10 protein-coding genes and 1 riboswitch are annotated in these 16,566 nt (G+C 71.9%); of the genes, 2 read left to right on the top strand and 8 right to left on the bottom strand.

The features are described 5' to 3' along the window. Window positions 1-49: 49 nt before the first annotated feature. Together OG792_RS08940 and OG792_RS08935 are read right to left on the bottom strand one after the other, a co-directional pair. Window positions 50-1,381, bottom strand: a complete 1,332-nt coding sequence (locus tag OG792_RS08940; protein WP_329108754.1) for a M1 family metallopeptidase — start codon at window positions 1,379-1,381, stop codon at window positions 50-52. Continuing rightward, on the bottom strand, window positions 1,378-5,400 hold the full coding sequence (locus OG792_RS08935) for a Pls/PosA family non-ribosomal peptide synthetase (protein WP_329108753.1): 4,023 nt from the start codon (window positions 5,398-5,400) through the stop codon (window positions 1,378-1,380). Before OG792_RS08935 ends, OG792_RS08940 begins: the two co-directional genes overlap by 4 nt. Before the next feature lie 482 nt (window positions 5,401-5,882). Here OG792_RS08935 and OG792_RS08930 point away from each other — a divergent pair, with 482 nt between their 5' ends. Then, window positions 5,883-6,623, top strand: coding sequence for an NPP1 family protein (locus OG792_RS08930; protein ID WP_329108752.1), 741 nt, complete (start codon window positions 5,883-5,885; stop codon window positions 6,621-6,623). A gap of 49 nt (window positions 6,624-6,672) precedes the next feature. Here OG792_RS08930 and OG792_RS08925 read toward each other — a convergent pair whose 3' ends face one another. The 5 genes from OG792_RS08925 to OG792_RS08905 all read right to left on the bottom strand — a co-directional run bounded on the left by OG792_RS08925 (window position 6,673) and on the right by OG792_RS08905 (window position 14,152). Then, window positions 6,673-7,329: a TOPRIM nucleotidyl transferase/hydrolase domain-containing protein gene (locus OG792_RS08925; RefSeq protein ID WP_329108751.1), complete on the bottom strand. Its 657-nt coding sequence runs from the start codon at window positions 7,327-7,329 to the stop codon at window positions 6,673-6,675. A 162-nt stretch (window positions 7,330-7,491) separates the two neighbouring features. After that, window positions 7,492-11,151, bottom strand: a complete 3,660-nt coding sequence (gene metH, locus OG792_RS08920; protein ID WP_329108750.1) for a methionine synthase — start codon at window positions 11,149-11,151, stop codon at window positions 7,492-7,494. A 15-nt stretch (window positions 11,152-11,166) separates the two neighbouring features. Then, a riboswitch (S-adenosyl-L-homocysteine riboswitch) is annotated at window positions 11,167-11,251 on the bottom strand. Window positions 11,252-11,313: 62 nt separating this feature from the next. Next, window positions 11,314-12,432, bottom strand: a complete 1,119-nt coding sequence (locus OG792_RS08915; protein WP_329108749.1) for a Gfo/Idh/MocA family protein — start codon at window positions 12,430-12,432, stop codon at window positions 11,314-11,316. After that, window positions 12,405-13,112 carry a ThuA domain-containing protein gene (locus OG792_RS08910; RefSeq protein WP_329108748.1) on the bottom strand — a complete coding sequence of 236 codons (708 nt, stop codon included), beginning with the start codon at window positions 13,110-13,112 and terminating at the stop codon, window positions 12,405-12,407. Before OG792_RS08910 ends, OG792_RS08915 begins: the two co-directional genes overlap by 28 nt. A gap of 140 nt (window positions 13,113-13,252) precedes the next feature. Then, the gene (locus OG792_RS08905) at window positions 13,253-14,152 is read right to left on the bottom strand and encodes a phosphate ABC transporter ATP-binding protein (protein ID WP_442932391.1); all 900 of its coding nucleotides are present in this window, start codon (window positions 14,150-14,152) and stop codon (window positions 13,253-13,255) included. Between the two features lie 291 nt (window positions 14,153-14,443). On the opposite strand from OG792_RS08905, the gene OG792_RS08900 reads away from it, so the two are divergent. Further along, window positions 14,444-15,487, top strand: coding sequence for a substrate-binding domain-containing protein (locus OG792_RS08900; RefSeq protein WP_329108747.1), 1,044 nt, complete (start codon window positions 14,444-14,446; stop codon window positions 15,485-15,487). Between the two features lie 90 nt (window positions 15,488-15,577). On the opposite strand, the gene OG792_RS08895 is transcribed toward OG792_RS08900, so the two are convergent. Next, window positions 15,578-16,474, bottom strand: coding sequence for a sortase (locus tag OG792_RS08895; protein ID WP_329108746.1), 897 nt, complete (start codon window positions 16,472-16,474; stop codon window positions 15,578-15,580). Window positions 16,475-16,566: the final 92 nt, after the last annotated feature.

Raw genomic sequence — 16,566 nt, 5'->3', positions numbered from 1 at the left:
GGCACCGTCCGGCCGGGGTACGCGCACCTCGGGCTTCGGACGCGTTCCCTCAGATCGGTAGCGGCGGCAGGGCCGGTTCGTACAGCCACTCGGCGAACAGGCCGGCGAGCGGTCGGGTCGTGTGGCGCTGCGCCAACGCGGTGAACTGCTCGGTGCTGACCGTGCCGTGCCGGTGGGTCCGGGTCCAGTCCCGTACCAGGGTGAAGAACGGCCCGTCGCCGACAGCGACCCGCAGGGCGTGCAGGGTGAGCGCGCCGCGCTGGTAGACCCGGTCGTCGAACATCCGCCGCACCCCCGGATCGGCCAGCCGCAGGTCCCGGGGCTGCCCGGCCAGCACGGTCCACCACCGGGCGGCGTGCGTACGGGCCGGTTCACCGCCGGACAGCTCCGACCACAACCACTCCGCGTACTTCGCGAAGCCCTCGTTGAGCCAGATGTGGCGCCAGTCGGCGACGGTCAGGCTGTTGCCGAACCACTGATGCGCCAACTCGTGCGCGACCAGCCGCTCGGACCCGCGCCGCCCGTCGACGTGGTTGGCCCCGAAGATGGACAGCCCGTGCGCCTCGACCGGCACCTCCAGCTCCTCGTCGACCACGACGACCGCGTACTCGTCGAACGGGTACGGGCCGAAGACACACTCGAACGCCGTCATCATCTCCGGCTGCCGGCCGAAGTCGTGCCCGGCCGCGGCGAGCAGGCGCGGTGGCACCGCCGCTCGCTGGGGTATCGGGCCGCCGACCAGGTCGAACAGGCGGTACCGGCCGATCTGGACGGTGGCGAGGTAGCTCGGCATCGGCGCGGGCTGCTCGTAGACCCAGGTGGTCGTGTTGGCGCCGGCCCGGCGCTCGACCAGGGTGCCGTTGGCGACGACGGCGTACCGGGACTGGGTGGTCACCGCTATCCGGTAGGCGGCCTTGTCGGCCGGGTGGTCGTTGCACGGGAACCAGGACGGTGCGCCCGTCGGTTGGCTCGCCACCAGCGCACCGTCGTCTATCCGCTCCCAGCCGAGGTCGCCCCACCGGCTCGGGATCGGCCGGGGGGCGCCGGCGTACCGCACCGTGACGACGAACGGCGACCCGTCCGGCAACGGCACGTTCGGCCGGATCCGCAGCTTGCCGCCCCGATGGCTGTACGCGGCCGGCACCCCGTCGACCAGCACCCGGTCCACCCGGAACAGGCCGAGGTCCAGGCTGAACTCGGCGAGCGTACGGTCGGCGACGGCGGAGATCCTCGCCCGCCCGGACAGCCGGCCCGGACCGGTCTTGTACTCCAGGTCGAGGTCGTAGTACGTGGTCCGGTAGCCGGAATTGCCGTGGCCGGGCAGGTACGGGTCCGCCGGCAGGCCGCCGGCGACGCCCGACGTGGCCCCTGTCGTGCTCACCCTCGGCGTGCCCGCTGCGCCGGCCACGCGACGATCGGGTTGCCCAGCCAACGGCCGGCTCCCGGCACGGTCTCGCCCCGCATGACGAGCGACGCCGGACCGATGGTGGCGTGCTCCCCCACCGTCACGCCGGGCAGCACGATCCCGTGCGGGCCGAGCGTCGAGCCCTCGTCGAGGGTCACCTGGTCCATGCGCAATATCCGATCATGGAACAGGTGGGTCTGCACGACACACCCCCGGTTGACCGTGGCGCCGTCGCCGATCCGGATCAGGTCGGCCTCCGGCAGCCAGTAGGTCTCGCACCACACGCCACGGCCGATTCTGGCACCGAGGCCACGCAGCCACAGGCTCATCAGCGGGGTGCCGCCGACCGAACCGGTGAACCACGGCACCGCGAGCACCTCCACGAACGTGTCGGCCAGCTCGTTGCGCCACACGAACGAACTCCACAGCGGGTGCTGCCCGACCCGGAACGCGCCGACCAGCAGCCACTTGGCCGCGATGGCGACCCCGGCGGCGACAGCACCGGCGGCGAGCAGCACCGGGCCACCGGCGGCCAGGGCGACGGTCCACCCGTACCCGGTGGCGATCGCCTCGAACGCGGCGAGCGCGACGACGGCCAGCGCGACCGTGCACATGACCGGTACGACGCGGCACAGCTCGACGGCGGCACGTGCGACCACCAACCGGGTCGGCGGATCGAAGGTACGACTCTGGTCGCCCTGCTCCGCCGCTCGCGGCAGTTTCATCGGCGGCATGCCAAGGTACGAGCTGCCCGCCTTGGCCCGCTTCGGCGTCGCGGACAGCACACCGACCAGCCCACGCTTGGGCACCGCCCGGCCGAGCGCGGTCATGCCCGAGTTGCCGAGGAACGCCCGCTTGCCGACCCGCGCGGCACCGATCCGCAACCAACCACCGCCCAGCTCGTACGAGGCGATCAGGGTGTCGTCGGCGAGGAACGCACCATCGCCGACGGTGGTCATCGCGGGCAGCGCGAGCACGGTCGACGCCTCGACCCGACGCCCGACCCGCATCCCGAGGGCGCGCAGCCAGACCGGCGTGAACAGGCTCGCGTACAGCGGGAACAGGCCGACCCGGGCCAGATCCATCAGGCGCTCGGTGGCCCACGCCTGCCAGGCGACCCGCCCGTGTACGGGGTGGTGGCCGGCGCGCAGACCGAGGCTGAGCAGGCGGACGAGCAACAGCACGAGCAGCGCGTACGTGGTGATCGCCGCCACGGTGGCGAGCGGCACACCGAGCAGTGCCCGGCCGAGCGCGCTCGACAGGGTGGTGGTGTCGCGCAGGAACCGGCCGAGCACGAGCAGTCCGGGTACCGCCGCGACGGCGGGCAGGAAGCCGAGCGCGAGCGAGCTCAGCCCGTACGCGACGGTCCAGCGGGGCGCGCGACCGGGACGTTCCTGCGGCCAGCGGCGGGCCGCCTTGCCGGACCGGCTCGCCGGGACGCCGGCCCAGCGCTGGGCGGCGGGCACCGGACCCGTCACGCACGATCCGGGTGCGACCTCGGCCCGCTTGCCGATCCGTACGCCGGGCATCAGCGTGCTGCGGGCGCCGACGGTCGCGCCGGCGTCGATCCGGATCCGACCGACCTGTACCACGTCACCGTCGACCCAGTGGCCGGACAGGTCGACCTCGGGCTCGATCGCCGCACCCGGCCCGAGCTGGAGCATGCCGGTCACCGGCGGCAGGGAGTGCAGGTCGACGTCGTTGGCGATCCGGGCGCCGAGCGCACGGGCGTAGTACGTGATCCACACGCCGGCCAGGTTCGTCGCGCCGCTCGACGCCGCCAGCCGTTCGGCGGCCCACAGTCGCAGGTGCACGGCGCCGCCGCGCGGGTAGCTACCGGGTGCCAGGCCGTGCAGCAGCAGCCGGGCGCCACCGGCGGCGAGCGCGATCCGGCCCGGCGGACTGATCACCAGCAGCCAGCCGAGCAGCACCCACCACCAGGACACGGTGGGCGCCCACGGGTACGAGCCGAACAGTGCGAGCACGTTGTTGATCGCGGCCAGGGTGACCACCCAGCGCAGCCCGACGATGCCGAACAGCGGCAGCATCAGCGCGGTCTGCGCGAGCCCGGTACGTCGCGGCGTCGGCCGTACGGTACGGCTGTTCGCCTGCACCACCTCGAACTCGTCGAGCCGGCGGGCGAGTTCGCGCAGGGTCGGGTGCTGGTACACGTCGCTGACCGACGCGCCCGGGTAGCGGTCGCGCAGCAGCGTGAGCAGCTGCGCCGCGCCGAGGCTGGAACCGCCGCTGGCGAAGAAGTTGTCGTCCGGGCGGCTCGGCGTGACGCCGACGATCTCGCCCCAGCACTCGGCCAGCCAGCCCTCGGTGCCCTCCAGCCGGTGGACGGCCCCGGTCGTCTCCACCCCGGGCAGCGGCCACGGCAACGCCGCCCGGTCCACCTTGCCGGACGTCTTGGTGGGCAGGCCGTCGACCACGGCGATCAGCGGGACCAGCGCCGCCGGCAGTGCCGTACGCAGCCGCTGCACCGCCGCCGTCTTGTCGAACCCGCCACCGGAAGTCGGTACGACGTACCCGACGAGGAGCTGGTTGCCGTGCCCGGCGGTGCGTACGGCGGCCGCCGCAGCGGCGACCTCCGGCAGCGCCTGCAACGCGGCGTCGACCTCGCCCAGCTCGATCCGCCGCCCGCCGAGCTTGATCTGCTCGTCGGCCCGGCCGACGAACAGCAGCCCCTCCGGCTCGGCCCGGACCAGGTCACCGCTGCGGTACGCGCGCGACCAGCCCAGCGCGGGCAGCGGCGCGTACTTCTCCTCGTCCCGGGCCGCGTCCAGGTAGCGCGCCAGCCCGACGCCGCCGATGACCAGTTCGCCGACCTCGCCCATCGGGACCACCCGACCGTGGCCGTCCACGACCGCCAGCTCCCAGCCGTCCAGCGGCAACCCGATGCGTACGGGACCCTCGCCGGTCAGCCGCGCGGCGCAGGCGACCACCGTGGCCTCGGTCGGCCCGTACGTGTTCCACAGCTCGCGGCCGTCGACGGCCAGCCGCTCGGCGAGCTCGGGCGGGCATGCCTCGCCGCCGAAGATGAGCAGCCGCACCTCGTCGAGGGTGCCGGCCGGCCAGAGGGCGGCGAGCGTCGGGACCGTGGAGACGACGGTGATCCGCTGGTCGACCAGCCAGGGTCCGAGATCCATCCCGGTACGCACCAGCGAGCGCGGCGCGGCCACCAGGCACCCGCCGTACCGCCAGGCGAGCCACATCTCCTCGCAGGACGCGTCGAAGGCCACCGACAGTCCGGCGAGCACCCGGTCGCCGGGCCCGATCGGCTCGTCGGCCAGGAAGAGCCTCGCCTCGGCGTCGACGAACGCGGCGGCGGCCCGGTGGGTGACCGCGACGCCCTTCGGCCGACCGGTCGAGCCGGAGGTGAAGATGATCCACGCGTCGTCGTCGGGGCCGGGCCGACCGGCCGGGCCACTCGGGGCGCGGCGCGGGGTCAGCGTGCGGGCCGGGCCGAGAACGGCGCAGACGTCCGCCTCGCCGAACACCATCTCGGCCCGCTCGTCCGGGTCGTCGGCGTCCACCGGCACGTACGCGGCACCGGCGGCCAGTACGGCGAGGATCGAGACGTACAGGTCGACGGTGCCGGACGGGACGCGTACACCGATCCGGTCCCCGACCCCGACCCCGGCGGCGACGAGCCGTTGGCGCAGCTCGTCGACCTGGGATTCGAGGTCCTGGTAGCTGAGCAGGGTGAGCCCGTCGTCGAGGGCCGGCGCGTTGGGGTGCCGGCGCGCGGTCTGGGCGAGAATGTCCAGCAGGGTACGGGTGGGCGGGGCGGCCTGCGCCGGATACACCGCCCTGGGGCCGTCGTCCGGAACGGGCGGTTCGGCGGACCGCGACGGCACTGTCTCGACCGGGCCGAAGTCACCGTCGGTGTGACGCGGGTCGCTCACCACGAACGACGTCAGCTCTTCGGGCGCCTCGATCTGATCAGTGCCGGCCAGGTACGCGCGCATGTTCCACCCTTCGACGAACATGAGCTGCACCGCGGTTGGGGGGAGGGCGTTCCCGGCCCATCGGCTACCCGGTTCGCGGTCAGCGTGGCGATCCGCACGATGGCAACGCCCAGGGCGTGTCAGGAACTCGGCGCATCGGTTCTTCGGTGGCGTGGCAGACCACGGCACCGGTCGTACAGCTTAACGCGGGATGAACCCCGGCTGGCGCAACGACGCCGTCCCGGTGGTTGGCGTCACAGGCGGTCAGCACCCCGGAAGACCATGCCGGCGACTCGTGTCGGCAGTTCATTCAATTTTCTCTTATGTGGACATTGACCCCCATGTCTACAACGTGAAATACAGGTGGTCACGCGTCGGCGGAAGATCCCGCCGGGGCGCGCCGATACCAGGAAAGGCGAGGAATGGAACACGTGTCATCGCCGTCAGCAGCCGCGCCGGGGCCCGCCGCGGTCCGAGCCGCCGGCTCCTTCGTCAGTCGTCACCGTCGTCCCCTGATCCGGCTCGTGGCCGTGCTGGCCGCGCTCGGGGTCGTGTTCCCGGCGACGGCCGCCTTCGCCGACCCGCTACAGAACCTGCCGCAGAACGCCGGCGGGTACGAGGCGTCGTTCTCCCCCGCCTACGACTACGACGGTGACGGCTGCTACGCCGTCTCGGCGATCAGCCCGAACGGCACGGTCAACCCCGGCCTGAACACCACCGGGGCCATCAACGGAAGCTGCCGGGACCAGTCCGACCTGGACAACTCGCAGACCTATGCCCGGTCGAAGTGCAACAACGGCTGGTGCGCGGTCGTCTACGCCAGCTACTTCGAGAAGGACCAGGCCGTGCACGGCAGCGGTCTCGGCGGCCACCGGCACGACTGGGAACACGTCATCTCCTGGATCAACCAGGCGTCCAACCAGGTCGAGTACGTGACCACCACGCAGCACAGCAGCCAGCGCACCTACCCGCGCGCACAGGTGCGCTTCGACGGAACGCACCCCAAGGTCGTCTACCACAAGGACGGCGCGTCGACGCACTTCTTCCGGCTCGCCAACGCCAACGACGACCCGCCGGAGAACCACTACCACAACTGGCGCTACCCGCCCATCGTGGACTGGAACGGGTGGCCCAGCGCGGGTCTGCGCACCACGCTGATGAACGCCAACTTCGGCTCCGCCACCATCAAGATCAAGGATGGCTCGTTCGAGTACCTGCTCAACGCGTCCAAGCCCGCCGGGATCCCGTTCAACCCGCAGGGCTGAACCGAGCCGCCGCCGGGGACCGCCAACGCGGTCCCCGGCGGACCGGGCACTACCGGCCGGGTAGCAGTTGGTCCAGCGGTCGGGGGATGCGGTTCGGGTCTAGGGCGTGGACCAGCGCGCGGGCGTACCGGGACTTGCGACCGCTGGTCGTGCCCATGAACCGGCGCAGTTGCCGCTCGATCGCTCGCCCACGCTGCGCGGGCTGGTTCTGGAAGAGCCGGAACCGGTCCAGATCCCGCTCGGCCGCGAACACGCTCTCGACGCCCACGGTGCCGAGCGCGCGGATCAGCTCGTCCTCCAGGTCCGCGACGCACACGTAGAAGCCGAGCGCCTCCATCGCCGACCGGGTCAGACCGGTGCCGAGTCCGGCCTGCTCCAGGCCACGCCGGAAGTAGCCCTCCTCGGCCTCGTCGCACAGCCCCCGCACCTTGATCGCAAGCCCCTGCGGGCCGAAGAGCCGCAGGAACCGGGCGACGCTCATCGCGCCACCGATCGACAGGACACACACGCCCTCCCCGACCAGGTCACGACCGCGCCGGGCGGCCAGCGCCTCCACCGCACTCCGGTCGCTGACCCCCTCGACGAGCACAACCGTGGCCAGGCCGTCGCCGGCCAGTTCGCGGGCCACCCGCGCGGCGGCCGGGGCGTCCGGGCCGCCGGCCGCCCAGACGGCGACGGCGGATCGAAAACGGTCCTGGTCTCGCACACGTCAGAGTGTCGCAACGGTCGGTCCGGACCGCCACCGACATACCCACGGACCACGGACGCCGATCAGCGACCGCCGCTTTCGGCCCCGCCGGTGAAGAACCCGGCGTACGGGGTGTCCTTGAAGTGCTCTCCCATCAGGCGGTTGAACAGCACGTTCAGTTCACTGTCCGGGTTCGTAGCCGAGGTTGGGGCGCAGCCAGCGTTCGACCTCGGACAGGTCCAGGCCCCGCCGCTTCGCGTAGTCCTCGACCTGGTCCCGACCGAGCCGGCCCACGGTGAAGTACCGCGACGACGGGTTGGCGAAGATCAGGCCGCTGACGCTCGCGGCCGGGGTCATCGCGTACGACTCGGTCAGGCCCATGCCGATGTCCTCGGCGCCGAGCAGGTCGAACAGCCGCTGCTTCAGGCTGTGGTCGGGGCTGGCCGGGTAGCCGAGCGCCGGCCGGATGCCCCGGAACCGCTCGGCGTGCAGGTCCTCGATCACCAGGTCGGCGTCCGGCTCGAACCAGTCCCGCCGGGCACGCAGGTGGAGGTACTCGGCGAACGCCTCGGCGAGCCGGTCGGCCAGTGCCTTGACCATGATCGCCCGGTAGTCGTCGTGCTCCGCCTCGTAGGTCGCGGCCAGTTCCTCGGCACCGTGCACGGCCACCGCGAAGCCACCGAGGTGGTCACCGGCCGGAGCCAGGTAGTCCGCCAGGCACCGGTTGGGTCGGCCGGCCGGCTTCGCCGTCTGCTGGCGCAGCATCGGGAAGCGCGGCTCGTCGGCCCCGGCGCCGGGTTCGTCGAGCACTATGTCGTCGCCGTCAGCGTGCGCCGGCCAGAAACCGTACGAGCCGACGGCGCGCAGGGACCTGTCCCGGATGATCTGGTCGAGCAGGGTGTTCGCGTCGTCGTAGAGCTCCCGAGCCACCGGCTGGTCGAGGATCGCCGGGAACTTGCCCTTCAACTCCCAGGCGAGGAAGAGGAACTGCCAGTCGATCATCTCGCGCAGTTCGGTCAGCTCCGGCCGGACCGTACGGGCGCCGGTGAAGACGGGTACGGGCAGCTCGTCGTACGGGACCTGTTCCGGGTTCGCCCGCGCCTGGGCGAGGGTCAGCAGGGCGACCCGTTCCCGCCCCTCGTGCTGCTCGCGCAGCCGCTCCTGCTCGGCCCGGTTGCGTACGTCGAGTTCCTCGGCCCGCTGCGGGTTCAGCAGGTCCGACACCACCCCGACGACCCGGGACGCGTCCAGCACGTGCACGGTGCTGCGGTCGTACGCGGGCGCGATCCGCACCGCCGTGTGCTGGCGGGACGTGGTGGCGCCGCCGATCAGCAGCGGCAGCTTGAGCCCGCGTCGCTGCATCTCGGCGGCGACCGACACCATCTCGTCCAGCGACGGGGTGATCAGCCCGGACAGGCCGATCACGTCGGCGCCCTCGGCCACGGCGGTGTCGAGGATGCGCGCGGCCGGCACCATCACCCCGAGGTCGATCACCTCGTAGTTGTTGCAGCCGAGCACCACCCCGACGATGTTCTTGCCGATGTCGTGCACGTCGCCCTTGACCGTGGCCAGCACCACCTTGCCCTGGCCGCGACCGGTGTCGATCCGCCCGGCCAGCCGCGCCTGCTCCTTCTCCGCCTCCATGTACGGCTCCAGGTAGGCGACGGACCGCTTCATCACCCGCGCGCTCTTGACCACCTGCGGCAGGAACATCTTGCCGGAGCCGAAGAGGTCGCCGACGGTCTTCATGCCGTCCATCAGCGGCCCCTCGATCACGTCAAGGGGTCGGGTCGCCTGCTGCCGGGCCTCCTCGGTGTCGTCCTCGATGAAGTCGACGATGCCGTGCACCAGCGCGTACGCCAGGCGTTCGCCGACCAGCGCCTCACGCCAGGACAGGTCCACGGTCCGGCGGGTGCCGGAGCCGCTGACCGTCGAGGCGAACGTGACCAACCGGTCGGTGGCGTCCGGCCGGCGGTCGAAGATCACGTCCTCGACGAGTTCGAGCAGGTCGGCGGGGATGTCCTGGTAGACGGCGAGCTGACCGGCGTTGACGATGCCCATGTCCAGCCCGGCCCGTACGGCGTGCAGCAGGAACGCGGAGTGCATCGCCTCACGTACCACGTCGTTGCCCCGGAACGAGAACGACAGGTTGGAGATGCCACCACTGGTCCTGACCCCCGGGCAGCGTTCCTTGATCAGGGGCAGCGCGTCGATGAACGCCTTCGCGTACCCGTTGTGTTCGCTGATGCCGGTGGCCACGGCCAGCACGTTCGGGTCGAAGACGATGTCCTCGGGCGCGAACCCGGCCCGCTGGGTGAGCAGGTCGTAGGCGCGGGCGCAGATCGACACCTTGCGCTCGACCGTGTCGGCCTGGCCGAGTTCGTCGAAGGCCATCACGACCACGCCGGCACCGTAGTCCCGGATCCGGCGGGCCTGGGCGAGGAACGGCTCCTCGCCCTCCTTCAGGCTGATCGAGTTGACCACGCCCTTGCCCTGTACGCAGCGCAGCCCGGCCTCCAGCACGCTCCACCGCGAGCTGTCGATCATGACCGGGATCCGGGCCACCTCCGGCTCGGTCGCGATCAGGTTCAGGAAGGTGGTCATCGCCCGCTCGCTGTCGAGCAGGTCGGCGTCCATGTTGACGTCGAGGATGTTGGCGCCGCCGCGTACCTGTTCCAGGGCGACGTCGACGGCGCCCTGGTGGTCGCCGGCCTCGATCAGCCGGCGGAACCGGGCCGAGCCGGTGACGTTGGTCCGTTCGCCGATCATCACGAAGCCGGTGTCGGGGCCGATCGCGAACGGCTCCAGGCCACTGAACCGGGTCTGTGCCGGCGGCGCCGGCAGCGGTCGGGTCGGGCGCCCGGCCACGGCCTTCGCGACCTGCGCGATGTGCTCCGGGCTGGTGCCGCAGCAGCCGCCGACGATGTTGACCATCCGGTCGTCGGCGAACTCGCGGATCAGCCGACCGGTCTCCTCGGGCTGCTGGTCGTAGCCGCCGAACGCGTTCGGCAGGCCGGCGTTGGGGTGGCAGGCGACGTAGGTGTTGGCGAGCCGGGACAGGTCGGCGACGTGCGGGCGCATCTCGGTGGCGCCGAGCGCGCAGTTGACCCCGACGACCAGCGGCTCGGCGTGCTCGATCGAGCTCCAGAACGCCTCGACGGTCTGCCCGGACAGGGTCCGGCCGCTCAGGTCGACGATGGTCACCGAGATCCACAGCGGCAGCTCCGGCGCGACCTCGCGGGCGGCGGCGATGGCGGCCTTCGCGTTGAGCGTATCGAAGATCGTCTCGATCAGCAGCAGGTCGACCCCACCGTCGCGCAGCGCCCGGATCTGCTCCGCGTAGGCGTCCCGGACCTGGTCGAACAACATCGTCCGGTACGCCGGATCCTCCACCCGGGGCGAGAGCGACAGGGTCACGTTCAGCGGGCCGACCGAGCCCGCGACGAACCGGCCGCCGGCCTCGTCGGCGGCCTGCCGGGCCAGCTGGGCGCCGCGCAGGTTCATCTCCCGGACCAGCGATTCGAGGCCGTAGTCGGCCTGCGCGATGCTCGTCGCGGTGAAGGTGTTCGTCGTGGTGATGTCCGCGCCGGCCGCCAGGTAGCGCCGGTGTACGTCGAGGATCACGTCCGGCCGGGTCAGGTTCAGCAGGTCCGGGTCGCCGGTGACGTCGTGCGAGTGGTCCGGCAGCAGCTCGCCCCGGTAGTCGGCCGGGGTGAGTCCGGCGCCCTGCAACATCGTGCCCCAGGCCCCGTCCAGCACCAGGATGCGCTGGCCCAGCAGCTCCTTGAGTGCGCGGATGCGGGACTCGCGGTCGTCCGTGCGGCTCGGAAACGTTTCCATTGGCACCTCCGCTGTTCAACGGAGGCGCCCTTGCAGCCAGGATTGAATCCCCGGTCGAGCGTGGCGGGCGTCTTCGCCCGTTGCAGCGCCTCTCGACCTGAGGATCGAGCGTACCGGATAGAACGTCGCAAAGCCGAACGTCGGCACTCCGTGGGATGGAGATCAACTTCCGGGTACGCCCCGCGCCTTCCAGTCCCCCGCCGGGGTGAGCGGGACCGATGCGGGCCGCTCCACCGTCGTCGTCAGCTCGATCCGCCGACCCTCGGCCGCCGACCGGAGCAGGGCGGTCATCGTTTCGAGTACGTGCAGCGCCAGCTCGCCGCCGGCCCGTGGCGTACGCCGGTCGTCCGCCCCGACCAGGTCGAGCAGGCCCACACCCCGGGAGGCGTCGACGTAGCCCGCACACGGTTCGAGCACCCGCCACCCGGTGCCACCGAGCGCGAACAGGCGGACCTCGCCGTCGAACCGGTTCGGATCGGGTACGGCGAGCGTGCCGGTCTCCCCGTGCACCTCGATCGGCGCGGCCGTCGTCGCGACGCCGTCGAAGCTCGTCGTGATGGTGGACAGGACGCCGTCGGCGTGTTCGAGCACGCCGCTGACGTGGGTGTCCACCGTCACCGGGATCCGCTCGCCGACGCGCGGGCCGGAGCCGATCACCCGCTCGGCCCGCAGGCGGCCGGCGGCTCCGATCACCGCACGAACCGGCCCGAGCAGGTTGACCAGCGCCGAGACGTAGTACGGACCCATGTCCAGCAGCGGGCCGCCGCCCGGGGTGTAGTAGAAGTCGGGGTGGGGATGCCAGCGCTCGTGCCCCGCGGTGACCATGACGGCCGACGCCGACAGCGGGCGCCCGATGAGTCCGCCGTCGATCGCCGCGCGGGCGGTCTGCGTACCCGTGCCCAGGACGGTGTCCGGCGCGCAACCGACCCGTACGCCGGCCGACGCGGCCCGGTCGATCGTCGCGCGGCCGTCCGGGAAGGTGACGGCGAGCGGCTTCTCGACGTAGAGGTTCTTGCCGGCGTCGATCGCGCCGAGCGAGATCTCGGCGTGCGCGGCGGGGATCGTCAGGTTGAGCACGGTCTGCACGTCCGGGCGGTCGAGCAGCCGCTCGACGCCGCACGCCTCGGCGCCGGGGATCAGGGCGGCGGCCGCAGCCGACCGGGCGGCGTCGAGGTCGGCCACCGCGACTATCCGCACCGCCGGGTGGTCGGCGAGCGTGTTCAGGTACGCCCGGGAGATGACCCCGAGCCCCACTACGCCGACGCGGTGCGGGTCGCCCACACCATTCCCCTCTCGATGACCGTACGGACGCTCGGGTGCTCCAGCACGTCGAGGCTGTGGCCCGGGGTGGTGACGACGATCCGCCCGGCGCCCCATCGACGGGTCCAGATGGCCGGTGAGGTGACCGGCCGGTGCCACGGCTGCCACGCCCGGACCGGGTGGGTGGTGGTGGCCAACACGTCGATCAGGGCGTCGTGCAGCACCCAGTACTGCTCGGTGACCAGGTCGAAGTCCTCGATCCCGGAGGTGACCGGATGCTCCCGGCCGAGGTCGGTGAAGTTCACCGGGTGCGGCAGGAAGTTGTCCTCCGGGCCACCGTGACGCTCGCCCGGCTCCTTCCCCGGATGGGTCGCGAACTGGCCGCCCACCATTAGCAGGTAGTCCGACGAGGCGCGGAACGAGTCGACCACGCCGCCGTGCCAGCCGGTGAATCCCGTCCCGGCGGCGACCGCCGCACCGAGGCCCGCCACCTGTTCGGCGGTGATCTGGGACATGGTCACGCACTGCACGACGAGGTCGGTGCCGGCCAGCTCGGCGGCGTCGGCGTAGATCTCGGTCGACTCCTCGACCCGTACGGCATAGCCGTTGCGTTCGAGGAACGGGATGAACAACTCCGTCGCCTCGACCGGCCGGTGCCCCTCCCACCCGCCCCGAACCACCAGTGCCTTCGGCTGCGTCACAGGCGTTTCCTCCCCCGGTCCGCCGCCCCCGGGCCGACCGCTGCCGCCCGACCGGCGGGATCAACGCAATCTAGATCCGGTTCACCCACATATCAAGGATCGCCGATCCGGTCGGTGCGTCGCGGGCTCCGGTCGGCGAATCAGCCGAAGCGTCCGTTGACATAGTCGGCCGTACGCGGGTCCCGGGGGGCGCCGAACATCTGCCGGGTGTCGCCGGATTCGACGACGTGACCGGGCTTGCCCTCCTCGGCGAGGAAGAACGCACACTGCTGGGACACCCGGGCGGCCTGCTGCATGTTGTGCGTCACGATGACCACGGTGACCGTCGAGCGGATGTCGGCGATCGTCTCCTCCACCCGCCGGGTCGAGGTCGGATCGAGTGCCGAGCAGGGCTCGTCCATCAGCAGCACGTCGGGCCGTACGGCGAGCGAGCGGGCGATGCAGAGACGCTGCTGCTGTCCCCCGGACAGGGTGCCGCCGGGTTGCCGGAGCCGGTCCTTGACCTCACGCCAGAGTCCCGCCCGGGTCAGGCACTCCTCGACCAGCGCCGCCTTCTCGCCGCGCCCCGCGCGTCGGCCGGTGAGTTTGAGTCCGGCGGTGACGTTGTCCGCGATCGACATGGTCGGGAACGGGTTCGGCTTCTGGAACACCATGCCGATCCGCCGCCGGGTTTCGGTCAGGGGCTGGCTGGCCCCGTAGATGTCCAGGTCGTCGAGCTGAACCTCACCGGCGAGGGACGCCGACGGCACCAGCTCGTGCATCCGGTTCAGGATCCGCAGGAAGGTGGACTTGCCGCAGCCGGACGGGCCGATCAGGGCGGTCACCACTCCGGCGGGCATGGTCAGGCTCACCCGGTCGAGCACCTTGTGCGTACCGAACCAGGCCGAGAGCCGCTCGGTACGCAGCGTGGCGCCGGGGCGGCCGGCGGCGGCCGGGTCGACGGCGGTGTCGTCGGTCCCCGGTTCGTTCACCGCGACCGAGGAGCCGGTAAGCCTCCGGTCGAGCTGCACCGTGACATCCGAACCTGTACTCGCTGACACCTGCGACTCCTCCGAACGCCGACCCACCGGGTGGCGTACTCGCCGGACATGGGCCATCCGACCCTAGGCATCGACGGCAACGGTCGGGTGAACGCATTCACTCCGAGAAATGGCGGCGTCACCGGCCGGATCAGTTGACCGATTTGGTGGATTGGGTGCCTGTTAACGCAGCGGCCGTGCCGCGCGCAGGTAGTGGCTATGTGACGTTGGTGGCACGCCCGGTGACGGACTGGTGGGCTGAACGCGGCCCCAGATCGAGGCTGATCGAAGAACCGCGGAGGTATCCCGCACATGCGCAAGACCGTCCTCAAGGCAGCCGGGGCGGCGTTCGCCGCCGTTGCCATGTCGCTGGCGTTCGCCGCCACCGGCGCCCAGGCCGACCCGTCCTTCACCCCGGACAACGACGACTTCGCCGGCGTTGGCTCGGACACCAGCCAGTTCCTCCTGAACGGGCTGGCCACCGCCTACAACGCCCAGTCCCCGGCGCCCACCCGGCGGCTGGCCTCCTGGGACGCCACCGGCACCTCGCCGATCATCGTCCAGGCGGGCCAGCCGGCCCCGGGCATCGCCCGGCCGAACGGCTCCGGTGCCGGCCTGACCGCGCTGGTCGCCGCCGCCAACAGCCCCGGCGGCGGGGTGGAGAACGACTACGTCGACTACGCGCGTCACTCCGGCACGCCGGGGACGTCCGGGACGAGCTGGTACCCGATCGCCCGTGACGGGCTCGCGATCGCCGTCGCCCGCGCCAACGGCGACGGCAGCCCGGCCACCAACGCCCCGGCCAGCCTCGTCTTCACCGTGGCCCGCCTGGTCTCCATCTACCAGTGCCAGGCGACCGCCAACCAGTGGAGCGACTTCGTCGCCGGGGCCAGCACCGCGACCATCAACCCGCTGCTGCCGCAGCCGGGTTCCGGCACCCGCAAGTTCTTCCTGGAGCAGATCGGTCTGACCGAGGCCCAGGTCATCACCAAGAGCGAGAGCCCGAGCAGCTACTGCGTCAACGACGACCCGCAGGAGCACGACCCGGCCCCGATCAACGCGGACGCGAACGCCATCGCGCCGTTCTCGGTCGGCCGCTACAACGTCAACGTGCCGGTGGTCGGCGGCCAGAAGGTCATCGCCCTGCGTACGACCACCGGCAACTTCAACGTCAGCCGGCTGCTCTACAACGTGATCAAGACCTCGCGGGCCGCGACCGTGGGCGCCGCGTTCAACTCGACCAGCTTCCTGTGCACCAGCGCCACCGCCGACTCCACCATCACCTCGAACGGCTTCACGGTCCTGCCCAAGACCGCGGCGGCCGGCAGCTGCGGCGTGCCCGTCATCATCCCCTGAACCACCCCTTGACGACGGGAAACACAGCCTGACCAGGGGGGCCGGGCGGCATCCGCCGCCCGGCCCCTCGTCGTGGCGTACGTCGGCCGGTCAGAGCAGGTTGGGCAGCAGCCGTACGGCCGCCTCGTAGGTCTGCCACACGCAGGCGAGCACGATCGGACTGCCGACGATCCAGGTCTCCCAGCGCCCCCAGTAGTGCCGGCTCCAGGTGAGCCCGGCGGCGGCCAGGGCGAGCGCCTGGAGCCAGAGCACCAGCGGGAAGCCGGCGGTGGAATCCGAGCGCAGGGCGCGCTCGTAGGACGGGATCAGCGCCGGCCGACCGGCTGGCGCGGGCTGGGCCGGACCGTCCAGGGTGGCGTCGACGAAGACCGTACTGACCGCGGTGAGGGGGCGGGTGGACTCGGCGGTGACCAGGGTCAGCCGCCCGGCACCGGCGGCCAGCGGCGCAGGGACCGGGTCACCGTCCCGCCGGGAGCCGGTCACCCGGAAGGTGAAGGCGCCCTGTCCGGTCACCACCTCGATCGGGGTGCCCGCCGGCAGGTCCGGCACCCGCCGGAACGGCGCACCGAAGGTGCCGGCGCGGCCGTACAGCAGGGAAACGCCGGCCTGGCCCGGCAGCGGCGTGTCCCGGCGGTGTCCGGGGCCGGCGAGCAGGTCCGCCGAGGAGGTGCCCTCGACCACCACGGCGCGCAGGTCGACCGCGTCGATGGTGATGACCGCGACCGGGGTGCCCGGCTCGATAGCACCGCCGAACGGGGTGGTGGCCTGGGCCAGTTCGCCCCGGATCCGGTCGTGGAGGTTGTCCTGGGCCCGGAGCTGCTGCAACGGGCTCAGCCCGACCAGGTAGCCGACGAACCCGAAGGTCAGCAGCGCCACCAGCAGTAACGCGTGGATGGCGGAGATGGCCACCCCGCCGGGCGCGTTCACCGGCCGGGGCCGCTGGTCGGCCCCGGCTCGATCCTGTACGGGCGCGGTGGTACCGGCCATGGAAGCTCCTTCTGGACGAGCCGATCGGCGGCGACTCCGGGCGAGCCGATCGGCGGCGACGCGCCGTGAAGCGGGCGGGTGGCGATCAGCCG

The sequence above is a fragment of the Micromonospora sp. NBC_01699 genome (assembly GCF_036250065.1).
Taxonomy (GTDB): domain Bacteria; phylum Actinomycetota; class Actinomycetes; order Mycobacteriales; family Micromonosporaceae; genus Micromonospora_G.
The sequence above is the reverse complement of the archived record's forward strand: the minus strand, read 5'-3'. Positions and strand labels throughout refer to the sequence as shown.

Bases quoted from the DNA above. Each gene is read 5' to 3' on its own strand.
- OG792_RS08935 (WP_329108753.1), bottom strand. From the start codon at position 5,400: ATGTTCGTCGAAGGGTGGAACATGCGCGCGTACCTGGCCGGCACTGAT.
- metH (WP_329108750.1), bottom strand. From the start codon at position 11,151: ATGGAAACGTTTCCGAGCCGCACGGACGACCGCGAGTCCCGCATCCGC.
- OG792_RS08900 (WP_329108747.1), top strand. From the start codon at position 14,444: ATGCGCAAGACCGTCCTCAAGGCAGCCGGGGCGGCGTTCGCCGCCGTT.
- OG792_RS08895 (WP_329108746.1), bottom strand. From the start codon at position 16,474: ATGGCCGGTACCACCGCGCCCGTACAGGATCGAGCCGGGGCCGACCAG.